This window comes from Myxococcus faecalis (assembly GCF_050039385.1).
GTDB classification, from domain to species: Bacteria; Myxococcota; Myxococcia; order Myxococcales; family Myxococcaceae; genus Myxococcus; species Myxococcus fulvus.
Genome location: NZ_CP144336.1, coordinates 5,237,917 through 5,258,933 on the forward strand (window position 1 = coordinate 5,237,917; position 21,017 = coordinate 5,258,933).

Annotated in this window: 14 protein-coding genes; 6 read left to right on the top strand and 8 right to left on the bottom strand. The window is 72.6% G+C overall.

The genetic code is table 11. From position 1 onward, the window contains the following. Positions 1-20 precede the first annotated feature (20 nt). The 4 genes from VZQ01_RS21000 to VZQ01_RS21015 all read left to right on the top strand — a co-directional run bounded on the left by VZQ01_RS21000 (position 21) and on the right by VZQ01_RS21015 (position 5,839). A complete protein-coding gene (locus VZQ01_RS21000) occupies positions 21-575 on the top strand; it encodes a DUF2378 family protein (protein WP_223750867.1) in 555 nt (184 codons plus the stop codon). Between the two features lie 37 nt (positions 576-612). Further along, a complete protein-coding gene (locus VZQ01_RS21005) occupies positions 613-1,269 on the top strand; it encodes an exopolysaccharide biosynthesis protein (RefSeq protein ID WP_223750868.1) in 657 nt (218 codons plus the stop codon). Between the two features lie 150 nt (positions 1,270-1,419). Continuing rightward, positions 1,420-4,962: a protein kinase domain-containing protein gene (locus VZQ01_RS21010; protein ID WP_426748802.1), complete on the top strand. Its 3,543-nt coding sequence runs from the start codon at positions 1,420-1,422 to the stop codon at positions 4,960-4,962. Beyond that, positions 4,955-5,839 carry a class I SAM-dependent methyltransferase gene (locus VZQ01_RS21015; protein ID WP_426748803.1) on the top strand — a complete coding sequence of 295 codons (885 nt, stop codon included), beginning with the start codon at positions 4,955-4,957 and terminating at the stop codon, positions 5,837-5,839. The genes VZQ01_RS21010 and VZQ01_RS21015 overlap by 8 nt, the downstream gene beginning before the upstream one ends. Here the strand turns inward: VZQ01_RS21015 and VZQ01_RS21020 are convergent. From VZQ01_RS21020 to VZQ01_RS21055, 8 genes are all read right to left on the bottom strand, one after another. Next, complete coding sequence (locus VZQ01_RS21020; RefSeq protein ID WP_223750871.1) at positions 5,829-6,668, bottom strand: SDR family NAD(P)-dependent oxidoreductase; 840 nt, start codon at positions 6,666-6,668, stop codon at positions 5,829-5,831. The genes VZQ01_RS21015 and VZQ01_RS21020 overlap by 11 nt on opposite strands. Further along, entirely contained in the window at positions 6,665-7,441 is a 777-nt protein-coding gene (locus VZQ01_RS21025) for a lysophospholipid acyltransferase family protein (RefSeq protein ID WP_223750872.1), read from the bottom strand. Before VZQ01_RS21025 ends, VZQ01_RS21020 begins: the two co-directional genes overlap by 4 nt. Continuing rightward, entirely contained in the window at positions 7,438-8,406 is a 969-nt protein-coding gene (locus VZQ01_RS21030) for a 3-oxoacyl-ACP synthase III family protein (RefSeq protein WP_426748804.1), read from the bottom strand. The genes VZQ01_RS21025 and VZQ01_RS21030 overlap by 4 nt, the downstream gene beginning before the upstream one ends. Continuing rightward, positions 8,403-10,325, bottom strand: coding sequence for a patatin-like phospholipase family protein (locus VZQ01_RS21035; protein WP_426748805.1), 1,923 nt, complete (start codon positions 10,323-10,325; stop codon positions 8,403-8,405). Before VZQ01_RS21035 ends, VZQ01_RS21030 begins: the two co-directional genes overlap by 4 nt. Positions 10,326-10,403: 78 nt before the next feature. After that, positions 10,404-13,577, bottom strand: a complete 3,174-nt coding sequence (locus VZQ01_RS21040; protein ID WP_223785888.1) for an efflux RND transporter permease subunit — start codon at positions 13,575-13,577, stop codon at positions 10,404-10,406. Positions 13,578-13,586: 9 nt separating this feature from the next. After that, positions 13,587-14,732 carry an efflux RND transporter periplasmic adaptor subunit gene (locus VZQ01_RS21045; RefSeq protein WP_426748806.1) on the bottom strand — a complete coding sequence of 382 codons (1,146 nt, stop codon included), beginning with the start codon at positions 14,730-14,732 and terminating at the stop codon, positions 13,587-13,589. After that, positions 14,720-16,318, bottom strand: a complete 1,599-nt coding sequence (locus VZQ01_RS21050; protein WP_426748807.1) for a TolC family protein — start codon at positions 16,316-16,318, stop codon at positions 14,720-14,722. Before VZQ01_RS21050 ends, VZQ01_RS21045 begins: the two co-directional genes overlap by 13 nt. A gap of 143 nt (positions 16,319-16,461) precedes the next feature. After that, entirely contained in the window at positions 16,462-18,525 is a 2,064-nt protein-coding gene (locus VZQ01_RS21055; protein WP_426748808.1) for a HEAT repeat domain-containing protein, read from the bottom strand. Between the two features lie 262 nt (positions 18,526-18,787). Here VZQ01_RS21055 and VZQ01_RS21060 point away from each other — a divergent pair, with 262 nt between their 5' ends. Together VZQ01_RS21060 and VZQ01_RS21065 are read left to right on the top strand one after the other, a co-directional pair. Then, on the top strand, positions 18,788-20,038 hold the full coding sequence (locus tag VZQ01_RS21060; protein WP_426748809.1) for an AAA family ATPase: 1,251 nt from the start codon (positions 18,788-18,790) through the stop codon (positions 20,036-20,038). A gap of 123 nt (positions 20,039-20,161) precedes the next feature. Then, positions 20,162-20,998: an alpha/beta fold hydrolase gene (locus tag VZQ01_RS21065; RefSeq protein ID WP_426748810.1), complete on the top strand. Its 837-nt coding sequence runs from the start codon at positions 20,162-20,164 to the stop codon at positions 20,996-20,998. The last annotated feature ends 19 nt before the right edge of the window (positions 20,999-21,017 follow it).

A 21,017-nucleotide genomic window follows, 5' to 3' on the forward strand; every position in this document is an offset into this window, starting at 1 on the left:
CGCGCTGTCGGCTGGCTAGCATGCCGCCCGCCTTGGACACCCGCGAGCCGCTCGTCTTCCCCCAGAGCTTCGAAGGACTCATCCGCGCGCTGGGAGACCAGCTCGACGAGCGCTGCGTCGGACGGCTCAAGCAGGTGGGCGTCGACACCCAGGGCAAGCTCGCCCCCGCCTATCCCCTGGAGGTGTGGCTGGGCGCGCTCAAGGTCGCCGCTGACACGCTCGCCCCCCACCTGCCCCTGGAGGAGGGCGCCGCCGTCGTCGGCCGCCGCTTCGTGGAGGGCTTCAGCGGGACGCTCATCGGCGGGGCGCTGCTCACCACCGTGCGCCTGTTGGGCCCTGAACGCATGCTGGCGCGCATGACGCGCAACCTGCGCACGGGCACCAACTACCTGGAGGCCACGCTGGAGCCCCGAGGGCCCGGGCACTACGCGCTCACCTGCCGCCCCGTCGTGGTGGCGGGCTTCTACGTGGGCCTGTTCCTGGCGGGCCTGGAGGCCAGCGGCGCTCGCCACCCCTCCGTGCAGGTGGTCCGTCGGCAGGGCGAGGAAGCGGTGTACGACATCGCCTGGAGCTGAGCGTCCCCCGCCGGGGCGTGATAGGGGAGCGGCGTCCATGTCCACGATGCCCCCTTCGTCCTCCGCCCGGTTCTCCGACACCCAGGTCCAGCTCTCCACCACGCTGCGCGCCCTGGCGGCGCGACTGCCCGAGTCGCTCACGGTGCGCGAGCTGATGCAGGCGTGCGGCGAGCAGGGCCTGCTGCTCTTCTGCTGCATCCTGACCTTCCCCTTCCTGCTGCCCGTGTCCATCCCGGGCGTCTCCACCGTGTTCGGCGCGCTCATCGTGCTCATCGGCGTGGGCGTGACGCTCAACCGGGTGCCGTGGCTGCCGCGCAAGCTGCAGGAGAAGATGCTGTCGCGCGCGTCGCTGCAGCCCGCGCTGGAGAAGGGCGCGGACGTGTTCACCAGGGTGGACCGGCTGAGCAAGCCGCGCCTGCTCGCGCTCACCCACGGCGCCAGCACCAACCGCTTCAACGGGTTCATGCTCTTCGTCGCCGGCGTGCTGCTGATGATGCCCTTCGGCTTCGTGCCCTTCAGCAACACCCTGCCCGCGCTGGCCGCGCTGTTCTTCGCCATCGGCATCCTGCAGCGCGACGGCTACGCCATCCTGGCGGGCCACGGCATGACCCTGGGCACCATCATCTACTTCGGCGCCCTCATCTTCGGCGCCGTCCAGGGCGGCCGCAGCCTGGCCAGCCTCATGGGCGGCTGATACTCCCGGTGGGTGGGCCTCCTGCCCCAGGGGGCAACGGGAAGTCCGGAGGGTGCCGGGTGTGTAACAACCCGTGTATCACTGTAAGGAAACCAACCCCCCGGATTCCCTGAAACTTCGTTATCATCGCCGGCGGGCGGCCCCCCGCACATGCGTTACATCCCACTCGATGCGCCACAGCCTCGTTCCGAGGAACCCGCGCGCCTGTCCGGCGACGGCGAGGTCGTGGGCGGCCGCTACCGCATCATGGAGTTCCTGGGGCGGGGCGGCGCGGGCACGGTGTGGCGCGCGCAGGACCTGCTGACGGGCCCGGTCGCCATCAAGCGGCTGCACAAGACGGTGGAGGACCTGGTGCGGCTGCCGCCGGGTGAGAACACCCCGTCCTCGGCGGCCCGGCACGAGCTGGCGCTGTCCCTGGCGCACGAGTTCCAGACGCTCGCCTCGGTGCGCCACCCGCATGTCATCAGCGTGCTGGACTACGGCTTCGACGCCGAGAACCGGCCGTACCTGGCCATGGACCTGCTGGAGGACGCGCGGCACCTGGTGAAGGCCGGCGCCCACCAGCCGCTCGACGTGCAGGTGGAGCTCTTGGTGCAGACGCTCCAGGCGCTCGCGTACCTGCACCGCCGGGGCATCATCCACCGGGACCTGAAGCCCGCCAACGTGCTGGTGGCGCGCGGCCAGGTGAAGGTGCTCGACTTCGGGCTCGCGGTGGGGCGCGAGCAGGTGCACCGCGCGCAGCCGGGCGGCACGCCGGGCTACCTGGCGCCGGAGCTGTTCGAGGACGAGCCGCCCTCGGAGGTGACGGACCTCTTCAGCGTGGGCGCCATGGCGTGCCAGATGATTTTCGGGCGGCTGCCCTTCGACGGGAGGGCGCCGCCCGCGCCCGCGGACTTCCCCGAAGCGCTGCACGCGGTGCTCGAGCGCATGGTGTCGAAGGACGCGCGCCAGCGGCCCCGGAGCGCGGACGAGGTGATTGCCGCGCTGTGCGCCGCGACGCGCCGGCCGCTGCCCGCCGAGTCCGTCACCACGCGCGAGAGCTTCCTGCAGGCCGCGCGCTACGTGGGCCGCGCGCGCGAGCTGTCGCTCCTGTCGTCCGTGCTGGACCAGGCGCTGCTGGGGCGCGGGGGCGGGCTCCTGGTGGGCGGGGAGAGCGGCGTGGGCAAGTCGCGCCTGCTCGACGAGCTGCGGCCCCTGGCGCTGGTGCGCGGCGCGGTGGTGCTGCGCGGCCAGGCGGTGGCGGCGGGCGGCAGTCCGTACCAGGAGTGGCGGCCGGTGCTGCGGTGGCTGTCCATCCTCACGCCGCTGGATGACCGCGAGGCGAGCGTCCTCAAGCCGCTGGTGCCTGATTTGGATGCGGTGCTGGGGCGGCCGGTGCCGGACCCTGCGGACCTGGGCGCGGAGATGGCGCAGGCGCGCCTGCTGCAGGTCGTGGAGGACATCTTCGCCCGGCTGACGCAGCCCACGGTGGTGCTCCTGGAGGACCTGCACTGGGCCCACGGGGAATCGCTGCTGCTGTTGTCCCGGCTGGCGGCGCGCGCCACCGGGTTGCCATTGCTGCTGCTGGGCAGCTTCCGCGACGACGAGGCCCCGGGCCTGCCCGCCCAGCTGCCCGCGCTGGACGTGCTGCGCCTGCCCCGGCTGGACGCGGGGGAGATAGCGGTCCTCAGCGAGTCGATGATTGGCCCGGCCGGCGCGCGGCCCCACCTGGTGGAGCTCTTGCGCCGCGAGACGGAGGGCAACCCGTTCTTCCTGGTCGAGGTGGCGCGGGCGCTGGCGGAGGAGGCGGGCGGGCTGGACCGGCTGGGCGACATGCCGCTGCCCGAGCGTGTCTTCGCCGGTGGCGTGCGGCGGCTGGTGCGTCGTCGGCTGGAGAAGGTGTCGGCCAGCTCGAGGGACCTGCTGCGCGTGGCGGCCATCGTCGGACGGCAGGTGGACGTGACGCTGCTGCGGCACGCGGCGCCCGGCGTGGACGTGGAGCGGTGGCTGTCCTACTGCGCGGGGGCGGCGGTGCTGGACGTGGCGGACGGGCACTGGAGGTTCGCGCACGACAAGCTGCGCGAGGGCGTGCTGGAGGAGCTGGCCGCCGCGGAGCGTCCCCTGCTGCACCGCCGCGTCGCGGAGGCGATGGAGGCGGCGTACGGCGAGGGCTCCGCGCGCACGGCGGCGCTCTGCTACCACTGGGGCGAGGCGGGCGACTTCGCGCGCGAGGTGGAGTACGCGCAGAAGGCCGGCGAGGAGGCCCTGCGGGTGGGCGCGTGCCGGGAGGCGCTGCCGTTCCTCGCTCGCGCGCTGGAGCGGGTGTCCCCGAAGGACGCGCTGCGGCTGGGCCACCTGGAGGCGCTGCTCGCCGAGGCGCGCTTCCAGCTGGGCGAGCTGGAGGCGTTCCGCGGCCACGCGGAGCGGGCGCTCAGGCACTTCGGCTGGCCGGTGCCGACGACGCGCGTGGGCTGGGCGGTGGGCACGCTGATGCAGATGGGGGTGCGGCTGGTGCAGAGCGCCCGGCCGGACGCGCAGGGCGTGGAGTCCGAGGAGCGGCGGCGCGTGCGGCGCGTGGCGGGGCGGCTGCTCATGCGGCTCACCGATGCGTTCATCTACGGGCAGGAGGCGCTGCCGGTGCTCTGGTCGGGCCTGCGCATGCTGAACCTGTGCGAGCCCGCGGGCGCGTCCCCGGAGCTGGCGCGCGGCTACACCAACATGGCGGTGGTGGCGGGCGCGGTGCCGGTGCGGCCGGTGGCCGAGGCGTGGGTGGGCCGCGCGCGCGAGGTGGCCGAGCGCGTGGGCAGCCCCGCGGACCTGGCCTACGTGCTGTGCCGCAACGCCGTGTACGCGACGTACATGGCGCGCTGGGCGGAGGTGGAGGCGTGGCTGGAGCGCGCCACGGGCATCGTCGACTCGGTGGGGGACCTGCGGCTGGCGGAGGAGTGCCGCGCGCTCTACACCGTGGTGGGGTGCTACCAGGGCAAGTTCCAGCGGGGGCTGCCGCTGATGGACTGGCTGGAGAACTCGGCGCGTCGGCGCGGGGCGCTCCAGACGCAGCACTGGGCGCTGCACTACCAGGCCCACATCCACCTGCGGCTGGGGGACCACCTGAAGGCCCGCGCGGCGCTGGAGCAGACGGTGGTGTGGACGGAGGCGCAGGGCGGCCTCACGGACCGCATCATCCTGGACGGCACGCTGGCGCTGGTGCGGCTGCGCGAGGGCGACGTGGCGGGCGCGCGCGCGGCGGCGGAGAAGGCGCTCGCCAAGCTCACCGCGGGCAAGTCGGTGGCGCACTTCGTCTACTTCGGCGTCACCGCGGTGGCGGAGGTGCTGCTCACGCTGTGGGAGCGCGACGGCGGCAAGGACACGTCCCTGGTGCGGGGCGCTCGCGAGGCGTGCCGCGCGGTGGAGGGCTTCGCCCGGGTGTTCTCCTTCGCCGAGCCCGCGGCGAAGCTGTGGCGCGGCTGTGAGGCGTGGCTGTCCGGCGATGCGCCGCGCGCCCACGCGGCGTGGCGCGACTGTGTGGCCTTGGCCATGGCGAAGGGCACGGCGTACGAGGAGGCCCGGGCGCGACTGGAGCTGGCGCGACACCTCCCCTCGGAGGATCCGTCGCGTGGGCCCCACCTGACACGGGCACTGGAGCGCTTCGAACAGATGGGCACGCGGGACGACGTGGCGCGGGCGAAGGTGCTACGAGGCTCGGGTGTCTAGTGGATTGAAGGCAGGGGATGTCCCGCTGGTGACGTGTCCGGACTGCGGCGGGACGCTGGTGTTCCACGGCCAGGAGGAGGAAGGGCGCCTGGCGTGGGGCTGGCTTCGCTGCGGTGGCTGCGGCGAGCCGTGGCCGGTGAAGCGGGGCCTGGCGCGGCTGTATCGCGAGGACGCGGTGCGCGGCACGGACCGGCTGATGCGCGTCATCTACGACGGGCTGCCCGCGCTGCATGACCCGCTGACGACGGTGCTCACGCCGCTCTTCCAGTCCGTCTCCGAGTCGAAGATGCGCGCGGGCTACCTGCGGCGCTTGGAGCTGGGCGCGCTCCGGCCGCACGCGGACGGGACGCCGCTGCGCATCCTGGAGGTGGGCGTGGGCGCGGGGGCGAACCTGCCGCTCATCCGCCGCGAGCTCGTCACCGGCCAGGAGGTGGAGGTGTGGGGCGTGGACCTGAGCGAGGGGATGCTGGGCCGCTGCCAGCAGCGCCTGCGCAAGGGGCGCTACCCGGGCGTGCGGCTCTTGATGGCGGACGGACACACGCTGCCGTTCCGCGCGGGCCTGTTCGACCGCGTGCTGAGCGTGGGCGGCATCGGCAACTACCGCGACCCGGCCGCGGGCCTGCGGGAGCTTGGCCGCGTGGCGAAGCCGGGCACGCCCGTGGTGGTGGTGGACGAGCAGCTGGACGCGGGCCGCCGCCTCTCGCTCTTCCAGCGCGCCGCCTTCCGGGCCATCACGTTCTACACGCGCGACGCGCACTGCCCCCGGGAGCTGTTGCCCTCGCGCGCCGAGGACGTGCTCGAGGAGCAGGTGTCGCCGTTCTTCTACTGCCTGCGCTTCCGGATGCCCGAGCCCGTCGCCGCGCCCGTCACGGGTTGAGCACCAAATCGAGCAGCCGCAGCGTCATGCCGCCGCTGTAGTCGATGGTGGCGCCGTTGAACCAGCCCGCCTCGTCGCCCACGAGCACGCTGACGAAGTCCGCCACCTCCTCCACCGTGCACATGCGCCCCGCGGGGTTCATCCGCGCGTGGGCCTCCTCCAGCCGGGCCAGCGCCTCGGGTGAGTACACGTGCTTGAGCGCGGGCGTGAGCACCGTGCCGAACTTGAGCAGGTTCACCCGGTGGCCCTTCGCGCCCAGCTCCAGCGCCAGGTAGCGCACGTACATCTCCAGCGCCGCCTTCGACGCGCTGATGAGCCCCGTGTTCGACAGGTGTGTCTCGTCCAGGGAGTTCTGCAGGCCGAGCAGCCGCGCGCCCGGCGCCAGCATGTCCGCGGCCACCAGCGCCTGCGTCCAGTACACGAACGAGTGCGCCATGGTGTCGAACGTCCGGCGGATGCGCCGCGTGTGCAGCCGGTCCTCGCCCTCGGACAGGAAGCGCCCCACCGAGGCGCCCGCAATCGAGTGGACGAAGAGCTTCACCGAGCGCGGCCCCGCCACCTCCCGCAGGGCCAGGACGCCCGCCTCCGCCGCCTCGGGCGTGGACGCGTCCGCCTGCCACAGCCGCGCGCGCCGGCCCGCCTCCCGCACCTGCCGCTCCACCTGCGCCGCGTTGTCCGCGTAGCGCCCCCGGTGCACCCCGAAGACATCCAGCCCGGGCTTCTTCGCCACCGCGTGGGCAATCGCCGCGCCCGTGCCCGAGGAGACCCCCAGGATGAGCGCCCAGCGTCGCCCCTGCGTATCGGGGGGCTCCCCTTCCGAGTCCTTCATCTCACCACTGCCTTCCCTGCCACTCGCGCGGGGCTCCGGCCGCGTGCCCGGTCCAACAGCGCCTGCACGGCGCCCGCCACTTCCCCGTGCGCCTGCAACATCGACGCGCGGTCACCCGCGTCGAAGTCCGGCGCCAGGTGACGCGTGAGCGGCTCGCCCACCCACTGCGTCATCTTCACGGGGAAGGGCAGCGACAAGGGCCACACGCCCGTCGCCCCCACCCCCAGCCACAACGGCAGCCGCGCGGGCATCCCCACGCGCCGCCCCAGCGCATAGCCGTCGTTGAGCCCCAGGAATGCGTCATCCATGCCGCTGCCACCCACGGGGACGATGGGCAGCCGGTAGCGCACCGCCAACCGCAGATAGCCCAGCCGCTCGCCCCAGCTCACCCGGTAGCGGTGGCGGAAGCTGCGGCACCCCTCGCGTGTGCCACCCGGTTGCAGCAGCACATGCTCGCCCCGGGCCACCGCCTGGGCGAGCCGCGCGTCATCGCCGGTGACGAAGCCCAGCCCGTCCGCCACCGCGCGCATGCCGGGGATGCGGTCGAACGCACCGTGCGCCACGCCGTGCGGCAGGTAGCCCAGGCGCTCGTGCAGCGTCACCGTCAGCATGCACAGGTCCACCGCCAGGGGCCGCCCGTGGTAGCCGACGATGAGCTTCGCGCCGGGCCGGAGCAGCGGCTCCAGGTTCACCACCTCGTAGCGGTGGTAGCGCTGGAGGAGCTTGAAGAAGCCCAGCCACGTGGCGAGGGGCAGACCCCCGGCGCGTCTCATCCCCCCACCTGGTACAGCACCGCGCCGTGCGCGACGCCCGCGCCCACGCCCACCAGCAGCACGCGGTCCTTTGGCTTCACCCGCTTCGTGCGCCACAGCACGTCCAGGCACGTGGGCAGGGACGCCGAGCCCACGCTGCCCAGCGTGTCCACCACGCGCACGCTGCGCCGGGCCTCCACGCCCATCGCGTCCAGCACCGCGTCCAGCATCCGCCCGTTGGGCTGGTGCGTCAGCACCCACTCCACGTCGCGCAAGGCCACCTTCGCCCCGTCGAGCACCTCGCGCGTCGCGCGCACCAGCGCGTCCAGCGCCACCCGCGTCATCGCCTTGCTGGGTGTCAGGAAGCGCATCCGCTCCAGGCGGCCCGTCGCATGCGGGTTCTCCAGCACCACGTCCGTGGGCAGCGAGCCGTCGTTGCCCAGCGCCACGCCCAGCACGCCCTCGTCCGGGCGCCCCGTCCCCAGCACCGCCGCCGCCGCCGCGTCCCCCAGCACCAGGTAGGGCCGCGGGTCCTCCGGCGTCGTGGTGCGCGACAAGAGCTCCACTGACACGATGCCCACCGGCCCCAGCCCCGTCGCCACCGAGCGCGCCGCCAGGTCGAACGCGCTCAGGAAGCCCATGCACGCGTTGCTCAGGTCCATGGCGTCGCAGCTGCCCGACAGCCCCAGCGCCGCGGCCACCCGGTTCGCCGTGGCCGGCGTGGTGACGTCGCCGCCCATGGAGCTGACGCAGAAGATGCGCTTGAGCGCGCGCGCCGGAAGCCCCGCCGCGTCCAGTGCGCCTCGCAGCGCTTGCGCCGCCACGTCCGCGGCCTGGGTGCCCGGCGGCGCGAAGTGACGCGTGTGGATGCCCGTCTTGCGCATCACCTCGGCCACGTCCCGCCCCACGCGCGCGCACAGCTCCGCCGTCGTCACGGCGGGGCCCGGTCTCAGGCTCGCCGTGCCCAGGATTCTCACGGGAATCATGCGGCCTGCTGGCCTCCGCGGTGCCGGCCGTTCGGGCCACAGTGCGCGCGCATCTGCTCCCAGTGCGCCTTGAGCTCGGTGAGCCTCTCCGCCAGGGCTTCGTCCGTGGCGGCGCGCTCCAGGATGTCTCGCGCCTTGGTGAACTCCATCGCCGTCCTCAGCGGAGTGTCCGCTGACTGGATGTCGTAACTCACGTCCGCCATCAAGCTCTCCGCGTCGCCGCTGCGATGCAACAGCAACACACCGCTGGCGACCAGGTCCAGCGCCCTTGAGACAGGATTGAGATTCGCCAGGAAGCGGCCCGCGCGGGATTGCGGCATCCACGCCGGCTCGCGCACGCCGAAGGGGAAGATGTTGCTGGAGAACACGAGGTCCGCTCCCGCGCTCACCAGGACGTTCGCGGGCACCATGCTGGTGAAGGCCCCGTCCACGTAGCGTGCGGGAGGCACCACCGTGGGCGCCCACATCCCGGGCGCCGACCCGCTCGCGCGCACGGCCTGGGCCACGTGTCCGCGCTCCAGCGCCATGCACTCGCCGCGCGTCAGGTCCGTGGCCACGGGCAGGAAGTGGATGGGCAGCTCCTCCAGCCCCACGTCGCCCAGGTCCCCGGTCACCAGGTGCTCCAGCGAGTACGTGGTGACGACGGCCGCCATGGCCGCCAGCGACAGCCGACGGCGCATGGCCTGCTCCTCCAGGCGTCGCAGACCCGACAGGCCATTGTGTCCATCCAGCGCCGTGCCACAGAAGTACGCTCCCACCAGCGAGCCCATGCTCGAGCTGCTGATGAAGTCCACCGGCACGCGGTGCTCCACCAGCCAGCGCAAGATATGCACGTGGTAGAAGCCCCACACGCCGCCGCCGCTGAGCGCCAGCCCCACGCGCCGGTGGGTGATGGCCCGTGCCCAGCGCGACAGCGCGTCCCGCTCCGCGCAGCCCAGTCGCAGCGCCGCGAGCGGACGGTCGTCCACCTCCAGCCCCTCCAGTCGTCCCACGTCCAGCCTCAGCCGGCACGGCTGCAACACGTGCGTGCCCGCGCCGGGCCTGTCCTGGGGCCGCCCCTCCAGCGCGGCGCTCCGGGGCGGGCGCACCGGGTCGATGAGCACGGTGGGCAGCACCCGGCCTTTCGCCAGGCGGAACTCGCGCGTGGGCTCGTGGCGCGACACCAGGGCCACGTGCTTGTCCACCAGGAGCGCGCCCTCCGCCAGCTGGCACCCGTCGAGGAACACGTAGTGCAAGTCGCCCTCCCGGGCGAATTCGCGCAGGCGCTCCAGGCCCAGCCGTCCCGGGGCGCCGCGCTGGGGGGCGGGAACCCAGCCGCGCAGCACGCCGTCCGCGCCCTTCACCGGCGCCGGCTCGCACGTGCCCGGCTCCGCGGTGCGCACCAACAGCACCCGGTCCTTGAAGTCGTGGGTGATGACCTTGGCCACCAGCTCGATGAGCCGCGACAGCGGCGCGCCCGTCACCTCGCTGGAGAAGGTGACGACCTCCACGTGGGGCAGCGGGTCCCGCTGCGGGGGGGGCTCGGCGTGCGCCAACAAGCGCTTGAGGTCCTGTCTCAGGCCCGCGCGCGCGTGGACGAGCGCCCACACCGCGTCCCTGGGGAAGAACAGGCCCTTGCAGGCGGTGGCCGCGCGCGCGGTGACGGAGTAGTGGCCGCCCATCAACGCCTCGAACCCCAGCGGCGTGCCGGGGCCGAGCGTCAACAGGAGCTCACCGTCGCGGCGGGCCTCCAGCTCTCCCTCCAACAGCAGGAAGAAGCCGTGGGCCTCCTGGCCCTCCTCGCACAGCACCGTGTCCTGCGCCCAGGCGACGTCCCAGGCCAGGTCGAGCAGTTGGAGGAGGACGGTGTTGCTGGTGTGGCGCAGCGCGGGAGCGCGCTTGAGCGCATACAGCCGACGACGCTGGACGTCGAGGGGCATGGAGCGGGCCATGAATCGACGGAGGATAGCGAACCCTCCGGCGTGGGATATTGGGTCGTATCAGCCCCGCCATGGACATCAGGCGGGCTGCGGTCGGGGCGGCTCCGAGGGCGGCGGTGTGCCTCCGCCTGGAGGTCGTGCGTGCTCGTGCCGCTTGAGCAGCCGCGAGCGCGCGGACTCCACCACCGCGTACAGCACGGGGATGAAGATGAGGTTGACGAACGTGGACAGCAACATGCCGCCGAACACGGTGGTGCCCAGCGACTTGCGCGCCGCGGCGCCCGCGCCCGACGCGAGCACCAGCGGCACCACGCCCATCAGGAACGCGAAGGACGTCATCAGGATGGGGCGCAGGCGCGTGCGCGCCGACTCAATCGCGGAGTCCACCACGCTGCGGCCCTCGTGGCGCAGCTGCTCGGCGAACTCGACGATGAGGATGGCGTTCTTGCTCGCCAGGCCCACGAGCATGACCAGCCCCACCTGGCAGAACACGTCGTTCTGCAGGCCGCGCGCGTTCTGGAACGCGAGCGCCCCCAGCATGGCCACCGGCACGCCCAGCAGGATGACGAACGGTAGCGCGAAGCTCTCGTACTGCGCGGAGAGCACCAGGAACACGAAGACGATGCCCAGCCCGAAGATGAGCAGCACGCGCCCGCCCGCCTCCTTCTGCTCCAGCGAAAGCCCCGTCCACTCGAAGGTGTAGCCCTCCGGCAGCACGTCGCGCGCCGCGGCCTCCATGGCCTCCAGCGCCTGACCGCTGCTGGCGCCCGGCGCCGCCTGCCCGTTGATTTCCGCGGCGCGGTACAGGTTGTAGTGCTGGATGTTCTGCGCGCTGGTGATGGGCTTGATGCGCACCAACGCCTCCAGCGGAACCATGTTCCCGGTGGCCGAGCGGACGTACAGCGCGCCGATGTCCTTGGGCTCGTTGCGGAAGGGCATGGCCGCCTGCACGTACACCCGGTACACGCGGCTGGCGAAGGTGAAGTCGTTGACGTACTGGCTGCCCAGGTACACCTGCAGCGTGGCGAACAACGCGTCCAGCGGCACGCCCAGGGACAGCGCCTTCTCGCGGTCCACCTGGATGTCGAGCAGCGGCGTGTTGGCGGTGAACGACGAGAACACGCCGCGCAGGATGGAGGCCTGGTTGGCCTTGCCCACCAGCTTCTCCGTGGTGCTGGCCAGGTCCGGCAGCGAGCGGCCACCTTGCTGGTCCTCGAGCACGAACTCGAAGCCGCCCACGCTGCCCACGCCGCGGATGGCGGGCGGCTGGAAGGGCAGCACGCGCGCCCCGCCGATGCCGAGCAGCGGCCCGCGCAGCCGCTCCACGAGCCCCGCCACGCTCTCCTCCTGCTTCTTCCTCTCGTCCCACGGGCGCAGGTTGACGAAGAGGGTGCCGTAGTTGGCGCCGGTGCCCAGGAGCGAGAAGCCGCCCACGGTGAAGGTGCCCGTCACCTCCGGCTGCTTGCGGATGATGTCCTCCGTCTGCAGCAGCACCCGCCGCGTGTAGTCCAGCGAGGTGCCCTCCGGGCCCTGCACCGCGATGATGAGGTAGCCCTGGTCCTCGTCCGGGATGAAGCCCGAGGGCGTGGCGCGGTACACCCACGCGGTGCCCAAGAGGCACAGGGCGAAGACGATGATGACCGGCCACTTCCACGGGCCGATGAGCTTGTGGAGCAGCCGCCCGTAGCCGTCGCGGAAGCGGTCCAGGCCCTGGTCGAACTTGCGGAAGAACAGCCACTTCTGGCCCTCGTGCGGACGCAGCAGCCGGGCGCACAGCGCGGGCGACAGCGTGAGCGCCACCAGCGCGGAGAGGCTGATGGAGAAGGCGAGGGTGAGCGCGAACTGGCGGTAGATGGCGCCGGTGGTGCCGGGGAAGAACGACACCGGGACGAACACCGCGGAGAGCACCAGGGCGATGGCCACCACGGCGCCGGCCACCTGGCGCATGCCCCGCTCGGTGGCCTCGCGTGGGCTGAAGCCCTCCTCCATGGTGCGCTCCACGTTCTCGATGACGACGATGGCGTCGTCCACCACGAGTCCCGTCGCCAGCGTCAGGCCGAACAGGGTGAGCGTGTTGAGCGAGAAGCCGAAGGCGCTGACGAACATGAACGTGCCGATGAGCGACACCGGCAGCGTGGTGGCCACCACCAGCACGCTCCTCCAGCCGTGCAGGAAGATGAAGATGACCAGCACGACCAGGAGCACCGCCTCGCCCAGCGTGACGAGCACCTCTTCAATCGACGCCTCCACCGCCGCGGTGGTGTCGAACGCCGTCGCGTACTCCAGGCCCGGCGGGAAGTTGCGCTTGAGCCGCTCGAGCTCCTGGACCACGCCGTCGCGCACCTCCAGCGCGTTGGAGCCCGGCAGCTGGAAGATGCCCAGGCCCACGGCGTCGCGGCCGTTGAAGCGCAAGAGCTGCGCGTAGTTCTCCGCGCCCAGCTCCACCCGGCCCACGTCCCGCACGCGCACCAGCGAGCCGTCCTGGCCCCGCTGCACGACGATGGCGCCGAACTGCTCCGCGGTGGCGAGCTGCCCCTGCACGCGCAGGGTGAACTGGTAGTTCTGTCCCGGCGGCGCGGGCTCCTGGCCCACCTGCCCGGCGCCCACCTGCACGTTCTGCGCGCTCAGGGCCGCGACGACGTCGGAGGCGCCCAGCTTGCGCCTCGCCAGCTCCGAGGGGTCCAGCCACAGGCGCATGGCCAAGCGCCGCTCGCCGAAGATGCGCACGTCGCCCACGCCCTTCACGCGCAGGATGGCGTCGCGGATGTACACGTCCGCGTAGTTGCTCAGGAAGCCCGTGTCATAGCGGTCCTGCGCGTCGAACAGGCCGAAGGCCATGAGCAGCTGCGTCTGCGCCTTGTTGACGGTGATTCCCAGCGCGTTGACGGCCGCGGGCAATTGCGGCGACGCGGTGGAGACGCGGTTCTGCACGTCCACCGCGGCGATGTCCAAATCCCGGTCCTGCTCGAAGGTGACGGTGATGCTGCTCTGCCCGGTGTTGCTGCTGGTGGAGGAGATGTAGCGCATCCCCTGCACGCCGTTGAGCTGGCGCTCGAGCACCGTGGTGACGGCGCTCTCCACCGTCTCCGCGGACGCGCCGATGTAGTTGGCCGTCACCTGGACCTCGGGCAGCGACAGGTCCGGGTACTGCTCAATCGGCAGGCCGGGGATGGTGATGGCCCCGACGAGCGTGATGAGGATGGACAGCACGCTGGCGAAGATGGGCCTTCGGATGAAGAAGTCGGTGAACATGCCGTGCCCTCACTGCCCCGCGTCGGAGGCGCCGCCGACGCCCTGGCCCTCGGGCTTCGCGGGCATGGGCTTGATGGGCTGGCCATCCCTCAACAGCTGCAGGCCGCTCACGACCACCTGAGTGCCCCCGTCCAATCCCCCCGTCACCTCGTAGTCGTTGCCCGTCACGTCGCCCACCTCCAGCGGCGTGCGCTTCGCCACGGTGCCGCCGTCGGCGGACGCCACCACGTACACGAAGGACTGGCTGCTGATCTGCGTCACCGCCACCGTGGGCACGGTGAGCGCCTCGCGCGCCTGGTACACCAGCCGCGCGCGCACCAGCTCCCCGGCGCGCAGCCCCACGGTGTTGTCGAACGCGGCCTTCACCTCCACCAGCTGCGTCGTCGCGCTGGGCGTGGGCGCCACGAAGAACACGGGCGCGGACACCCGCACCTTCCCCTTCTCGTCCAGCACCTCCACCGGCGTCCTGCCCACCTGGACGACGCGCGCCCGGTCCACCGGCACCTGCACGGAGACCTCCAGCGCCTTGCTCTGGTCCAGCGACGTGAGCTGCGATTGGGGCGTGACGTAGTCGCCCACCTTCACCGGGATGTCGCCGACCACGCCGGCGAAGGGCGCGCTCACCTCGTAGAAGCCCAGCTGCACCTGCTGCGCCTGGATTTGCGCTTCAATCGCCCGCGCGCTCGCCTCCGCCTGCTGCGCCTGCGCCACCGCCTGCTCGTAGTCCTGACGGCTCTGCAGTCCTTCCTTGAGCAGCTGCGCGCTGCGCTCGCGGGTGCGCCGGGCGAACTCGCGCTGGGCCAGCGCGGAGGCCTTCTGCGCCTTCGTGGCGCGCAGCCCCGCCTCTTCGCGGCGCGGGTCGACGACGAGCAGCACCTCGCCCTTCTGCACGCGGGTGCCGGGCCGCACCGGTATCGCCTGCACGTAGCCGGCGACCTGGGGATACACGCTGATGCTGCTGCGCGAGATGAGCGCGCCCACGTACTCGGCGGCGTCCTGCACCTCGTTGGGGGAGAGCGCCTGCACCTGCACGGGCATCACCGTGCCCGCGGCGGCCTGTCCCGCCTGCGGTCCGTCTTCCTTGCCCGAGCCCTTGCACCCCGAGAGCGTCAGGAGCATCGCGCCCGCCGCGCCCCATGTCCTCACCAGTCGCATGCCGCCTCCGCCAGGAACGCCTCGACGCGCGCCTGCTCCAACTCGAACTCGCGCACCACCAGGGCCAGCTCGGCCTGCCGCAGCGCCGCGGCCGTCTGGATGAGCTCCAGGCTGGTGCCGGTGCCCACCTCGAAGCTGCGCCGGGTGAGCCGGTCGTTCTCCTCGGCCAGCCGCTGCTCCTGCGACGAGATGTCCCGCGACGCCTGGGTGACCTCCACGCCGCGCCGCGCCCTGGCCACCTCCACCGTGACGGAGCGCTCCAGCTCCACCACCTGCTGGCGCGCCACCTCCGCCTCCGCGCGGGACTGCCTCAGCCGCCCCTCGCGCGCGCCGCCGTCCCAGAAGGGCAGCAGCAGGCTGGCGCCGATGTTCCAGATGGGGACGTTCACCACGTCGTCCTCCACCGTGAGCGCAATCGTCGTGCTTGTCAGCGAGAGCGACGGCGCGTACTGCGCCTTCACCGCGCTGACCTGTCGCTCGGCCACGGTGTGCCGCGAGCGCGCCGCCGCCAGGTCCGAGCGCCCGTCCACCGCCTCCAGCTGGCGACAGTCCTTCCTCGCGCCTCGCAGCAGGTCCTCCACGCTCACGCCCTTGGCCAGCCCCACCGCCTGGGGCATGCCCAGCGCCAGGCCGAGCCCCTCTCTTGCCTGCCTCAGGTTCTCGTCCCCGGTGACGACCAGGGCCCGCGCCGCCTCGGCGTCCTGCTGCACGCGCACCACGTCCAGCCGCGTGCCGGCGCCCAGCTCCAACCGCCGCTCCGCCAGGGCCAGCCGCTCCAGCGCGGTGCGCAGGTTGACGCGGTTGACCTCGGCCAGCCGCTCCTGCGCGGCCACCTGCACCAGCGCGCGGGCCAGCGCTCCGCTGAGCTGACGCCGGGTCTCCGCCAGGGACAGCGTCGCGGCGCGCTGGGCCTCGCGGGCGACGCGGCGCGCGCCGATGGCTTGGAAGTCGAGCAACGGCATGGACGCGGAGAGGAAGCCCACGACGGGCGGCTGGGTGGGCCGGAGACCGTCTCCGTCGCCGGTGCCTCCGCCGACACCGCCGCCGATGCCACCGCCCACGCCGCCCCCCGCGCCGCCGCCGATGAACGTCGTCGCGTCCGGGTCCAGCACGTTGTACTGCACGCCCACGGTGCCGGTGATGGTGGGCAAGAGCCCCGCCAGCGCGATGCGCGCCTGTCCCGCGGCGGACTCCACCTGGGCCAGCGCTGTCCTCAAGTCCGTGGAGCGCTGCCGCACCAGCTCCAGCGCCTCGTCCCAGGACTTCATCTGGATGGGCGCGGGCGGTATCGGCGTCAGGAGCGGGTCCGACACCTCGGGCTGCGGAGGCTGGGGTGAGTCGTCACCCGAGGGGCCGGGCCCGGGCGTGCTCGGCGCCTGTGAGGGCGCGCCGGGATTCCGGGGCGGCGTCTGTTGTCCCTGGGCGGACGGCGGCTTCGCAGGGCCCTGGGCGGGCAGCACCCGGGGCACGCGCTGGCGCGGCTGCGTCCGCTGTCGCACGGCGGGGCGTGGCCGGGCCTGGGCGAGCAACACGCCCGGCTCGGAGCCAGGGTGCGAAAGCAGGAGGACGAGCAGCAGGGCGTTCATATCGGGTGCCCTGAGGTAGGGGAGGCACCCGATACCGGCCACGTACCGTGGGGCGAGGCCCCTCCTGCCGGACAGAACCGGCGAGTGCCTGCTCAACAGTGGATGGAGCGGCGGGAGGCTTCGTCCGCGAGCGGTCCCGCGCCTCAGCGTCCTTGTTGGAGCATGGACAGACGTTGCTTCGCCGCGCGGCTCTGCGGGTCGAAGCGCAGCGCCTCCTCCAGGCGCTCGCGGCCTTTCTCCACCTGTCCCTGCACGACATAGACATCGGCCAGACGGATGAGGGCGTCGGGGTTGTAGGGCTGCAGGTCCAGGGCCTTCTCGAACTCGCGCACCGCGGTGGTCAGGTCCTTGCGGCGCACCGCGAGCTGCGCGAGCAGCAGGTGCGGCTGCACCAGCCCGGACGTCTCCGGCTTCGAGGCCAGCGCCTCCACGGCGGACAGGCCGCGAGCGTCACCGAAGCTCGCGAGCGTCACCGCCGCCGCCTGACGGACCCAGAGAGACTCCGTCTGGAGCAGGGCGGCCAGGTCCTCGCTGGCCTCGCGTGCGTTCACCAGGCTCAGCGCCTCGATGACGTCCGTGCGCAGCTGGCTGTCCTGGGTGCTCTTGAGCGCGGCGCGCAGGGCGGGGATGGCCTCGCGCTTGTAGCGACGCACCAGCACCTTCGCCGCCGCGCCGCGCAGGGACGGGGCTTCGTTCGCATCCGCGAGCGTGGCCTCCAGCGCGGGGCGCCCCGTCTGGGCGGTCTTGTCGTCGAAGGCGTCCGCGAGCCGGAGGCGGCGCTCCTGTCGCTTCGCGGCGGCCGGCCACAGCTTCGTCATCGCCTGGGCCATGGCCTCCGGCGTCTGTTTCGTGTGGCAGGTGTTGCACGCGTTGGGGATGCCGTGGCGCGTGGTGTTCTGGGGCGCGGGGACGTCCAGCGCGTGGTCCGCGAACTTGTCGAGCACGCCGGAGACGACGGGCGGCATGTGACAGGCCAGGCAGTCCTGCGCCTCGCGCGAGGTGTGGCGCGCGTGCTGGGCGGCCCGGGCGAAGAGGTCCGCGTGGCACTGCTGACAGGTGGCCGAGCCGACGGAGACCTTCGTCTGGGACTTGTCCGGGAGGTTCAGCTCGTTGGGGGCGTTGGGCTCGTGCGGCGCGGTGTGGCAGGTGAGGCAGGTGGCGCCGCCCTTGAGATGACACGCGGACTGGATGAGGGCCTGGTACTCGAAGCTGGAGGTGCTGGGGCGGCCGTCGGTGAAGTAGTCGCCGGAGCGCTCGTTGCCGAGGAAGACGACGATGGGCTGGTAGAAGTCCTCGTAGCGCTGGCCGGGCTGGTAGCGGTGCGTGGTGTCGAGGATGGGGAAGAGCGGACGGCGCGGGCCGTGGCACTGCGCGCACACGGCGAAGCCCAACTCGTGGGACAGCTTGGACGGCTGGACGATGTCCTTGGGTTCCTGCGTGTCGGCGTGGCGCGCGCCCGGGCCGTGGCAGCTCTCGCACGCGACGCCCGCGTCGGTGAAGGCGGTGGTCCACGTGTGCTGGTCGCGGTCATAGCGCGCGTCCAGTCCGGTGACGTGACAGTCCAGGCACGCGTGCTGCGCGCTGCGGCGGAAGTTGGTCCAGAAGAACGGGTGCTCGGGCGTGAGCGCGCCCTGCTTGGTCTCCGAGTAGTCCACCCATTCGCCCTTGCCGGTGACGTGGTAGTAGACGGGCAGCACCTGCCAGCGTCCGTCGGGCATCACCGCGACGGGGTCCTGCATGCGCTTGCCGCCGATGACCCACTCCACGGGGAACTCGGCGAGCTGTCCGTCCGAGCCCTTGGTGCGCATGAAGTGGCGCTCGCCGTCGCGGCGCATCCACGCCTCGCTGGAGTCGCCCTTGAAGTGCGTGCGCTTCGCGTAGTCGCCCACCACGAACTGGCGCGTCCCGGGGGACAGCGCGCGCGAGTGCCAGTCCTTGCCCCACGCGGCGTGCTCGTCCTCGTGGCACTCGCCGCACGCCTCCGAGCCCGCGTAGACACCGCGCGCGGGATGCGCGTCCTTCACGGTGGGCGTCGCGCTCGCCTGGACCGCGGGGGCCGGCGTGGGGGTGGCGGTGGGCGTCGCGGCCCGGGGCACGGGAGCCGGGGCCGACGAGCCCGGTGAGCGCAGCGCGAGGGTGATGCCCGCGGCGGTGCCGAGCAGCGCGAGGAAGACGAGGACGAGCAGGACGGGACGGGCGGGGCGCATGGCGGGGCGGAGCCGTGAGCCTGCCCTTCGCGCCCTGTCATGACAAGCCGGGCTCCCGGGGATGGCGGGGCTTGGCCGCCCTCCTGGGTCGGGAGCTCCGGCGGTGGATGGGCCGGCGCACGGGTGCTGTCAGTGGATTGCTCCTGCAGCCTGGCTGCTGGGTTTGTCTTCACCAGGGACGATGTTTGACTTCTCTCGTGGGTGCCCGTTTCGTCCCGGGCAGGGTTGACCCTGGCTCACCGCGAGGAGAGGCTCGGGGGCGATGCTCAAGCTCCAGTGGCTCCAGGTCCACCGTTTCCGCGCCGTGAAGCCCGGCACGCGGCTGTCGTTCAGCCCGTCCTTCAACGTGCTGCTGGGACGCAACGGCACGGGGAAGACGCTGCTGCTGGACCTGGTCGCCGCCGTGGCCAGCTCGGACTTCACCACGCTCGCGGCGGAGCCGTTCGACCTGGAGTACGCGCTCGCCGCGGACACCGGCCACATCACCGTGCGGGTCCGCAACGAGCCGGTGCCTCCCCAGAGCGGGCCCGTGGCGGCCGGGCTCTTCATGGACATCGTCGTCTCGCCGCGCGACATGGCCTGGCCGCTGGTCATCCGCCGCGAGGGACTCCAGGTCACCGTCTCGCGCGAGGACGACGCGTCGCTCGTCGTGCAGGAGCGCCTGGCGCCGGAGGTCGCCGGCCGCCTGTGGCTGGTGCTCATGTCCGGAGGCATCGCCTGGGTGGAGAAGACCGGCGAGGGGTCCGCCACCGTGGAGCCGCTGCTCGCCATGGCGCGCGAGGTGTCCGCGCTCGCGGGGCTGAGCCGCTTCGACGAGGGGCTCGCGTACTTCGAGCAGCTCTACCAGGTCGAGCTGCGCCTCTCGCGGCGCGCGGAAGGTGTGCTGGCCACCGGCATGGGGCTCGCGTCCGAGGCGCTCCTGGACGGCCTGCGCCGGCTCGCGGCCGCCCAGTGGGGCTCCCCGCGCTATGTCGTCCCCTCGGACGCGGTGCCCTTCCTGCGCGACGCGGCCAGGCTGCTGGGCTTCACCTCCGCGGAGGCGGTGCTCGTGCCGGTGGAGGCGCCACCCGAGGGCAAGTACGAGTCGCTGACGCTCGGTGGGCTGGAGCTGGACTTCCTGGGCCCCGCGGGGACGCGCGTGTCGGCGCGGCACCTGGGCCATGGCCAGAAGCGCCTCCTGGCGCTCCAGCACTACCTGGCCCGGGCGCGCGCGGTGGTGGTCGCCGACGAGGTGGCCCACTCGCTCCACCCGCAGCTGGTGCGGGCCAGCGTGGAGCCCCTGAAGGGCCGGCAGAGCTTCTTCACCAGCCAGAGCCCGGGCCTGATGGACCTCTTGTCCTTCGACTCGGCGGACCAGGTGCGCTCGAGCCTGGTGCTGTGCCGCCGCGACGAGGCCACCGGCCTCTTGTCCTGGGAGAACCCCTCCCCGGAGGCCGCCGAGCGCCTGTTCACCGCCACCGCCGCCACGCCCGGCCAGCTGGGCACGCTGCTGCAGACGCAGGGGCTCTGGTAACCCCGGGACGCCCGCACGCACGCCGGGCGTCCGCGAGTCGACAGCCGGCGCAACGCGGCAAGACTGTTGCCATGTCGCGTCACGCCCTGGCCTATCCTGCTCGCAGGTGGGGAGGGAACCGCGATGCCGATGCTGTCCGTGAATGGAACCGAGTTGCATTACGAGGATACGGGGGGCTCGGGCGAGCCCATCCTCTTCAGCCATGGGCTCCTGTGGAGCACGCGGCTGTTCGACCCGCAGGTGGACGCGCTGCGAGGGCGCTACCGGTGCATCGCGTATGACCACCGGGGGCAGGGCCGCAGCGCCGTGCCGGACGTCAGCGCCATCGACATGGAGACGCTGTACCTGGACGCGGTGGGGCTGTTGGAGCAGCTCGACGTGGGGCCCTGTCACTTCGTGGGCCTGTCGATGGGCGGCTTCATCGGGATGCGCATCGCGGCGCGGCGGCCGGAGCTGTTGCGCTCGTTGACCTTGATGGAGACGTCCGCGGACCCGGAGCCGCTGGCCAACGTGCCGCGCTACACGCTGCTCAACCTCATCGCCCGGCTGGCCGGCCTGCGCCCGGTGGCGGACCCGGTGATGCGCATCATGTTCGGCCGCAACTTCCTGACGGACCCGAACCGCGCCGAGGAGCGGGCGCTGTGGCGGGCGCGCCTGTTGGAGAACCGCCGCGACATCTGGCGCGCGGTCAACGGGGTGATTCGTCGCAACGCGGTGTCGCACGAGGTGCCGAGCATCCGCGTGCCCACGCTCATCGTGGTGGGCGAGGAGGACGTGGCCACCGTCCCGGCGAAGGCCGAGCGGCTCCACCAGCTCATCCCCGGCTCGAAGCTGGCGCGGCTGCCGCGAGGCGGGCACTCGTCCACGGTGGAGGAGCCCGCGCTCGTCAACGCGGCGCTCGGCTCCTTCCTGGAGTCGCTGGAGCGCCCGCACGTGTCGCCTCGCGTGGGACTGGGCTGAGACGAGCCTCCGCTCGCCG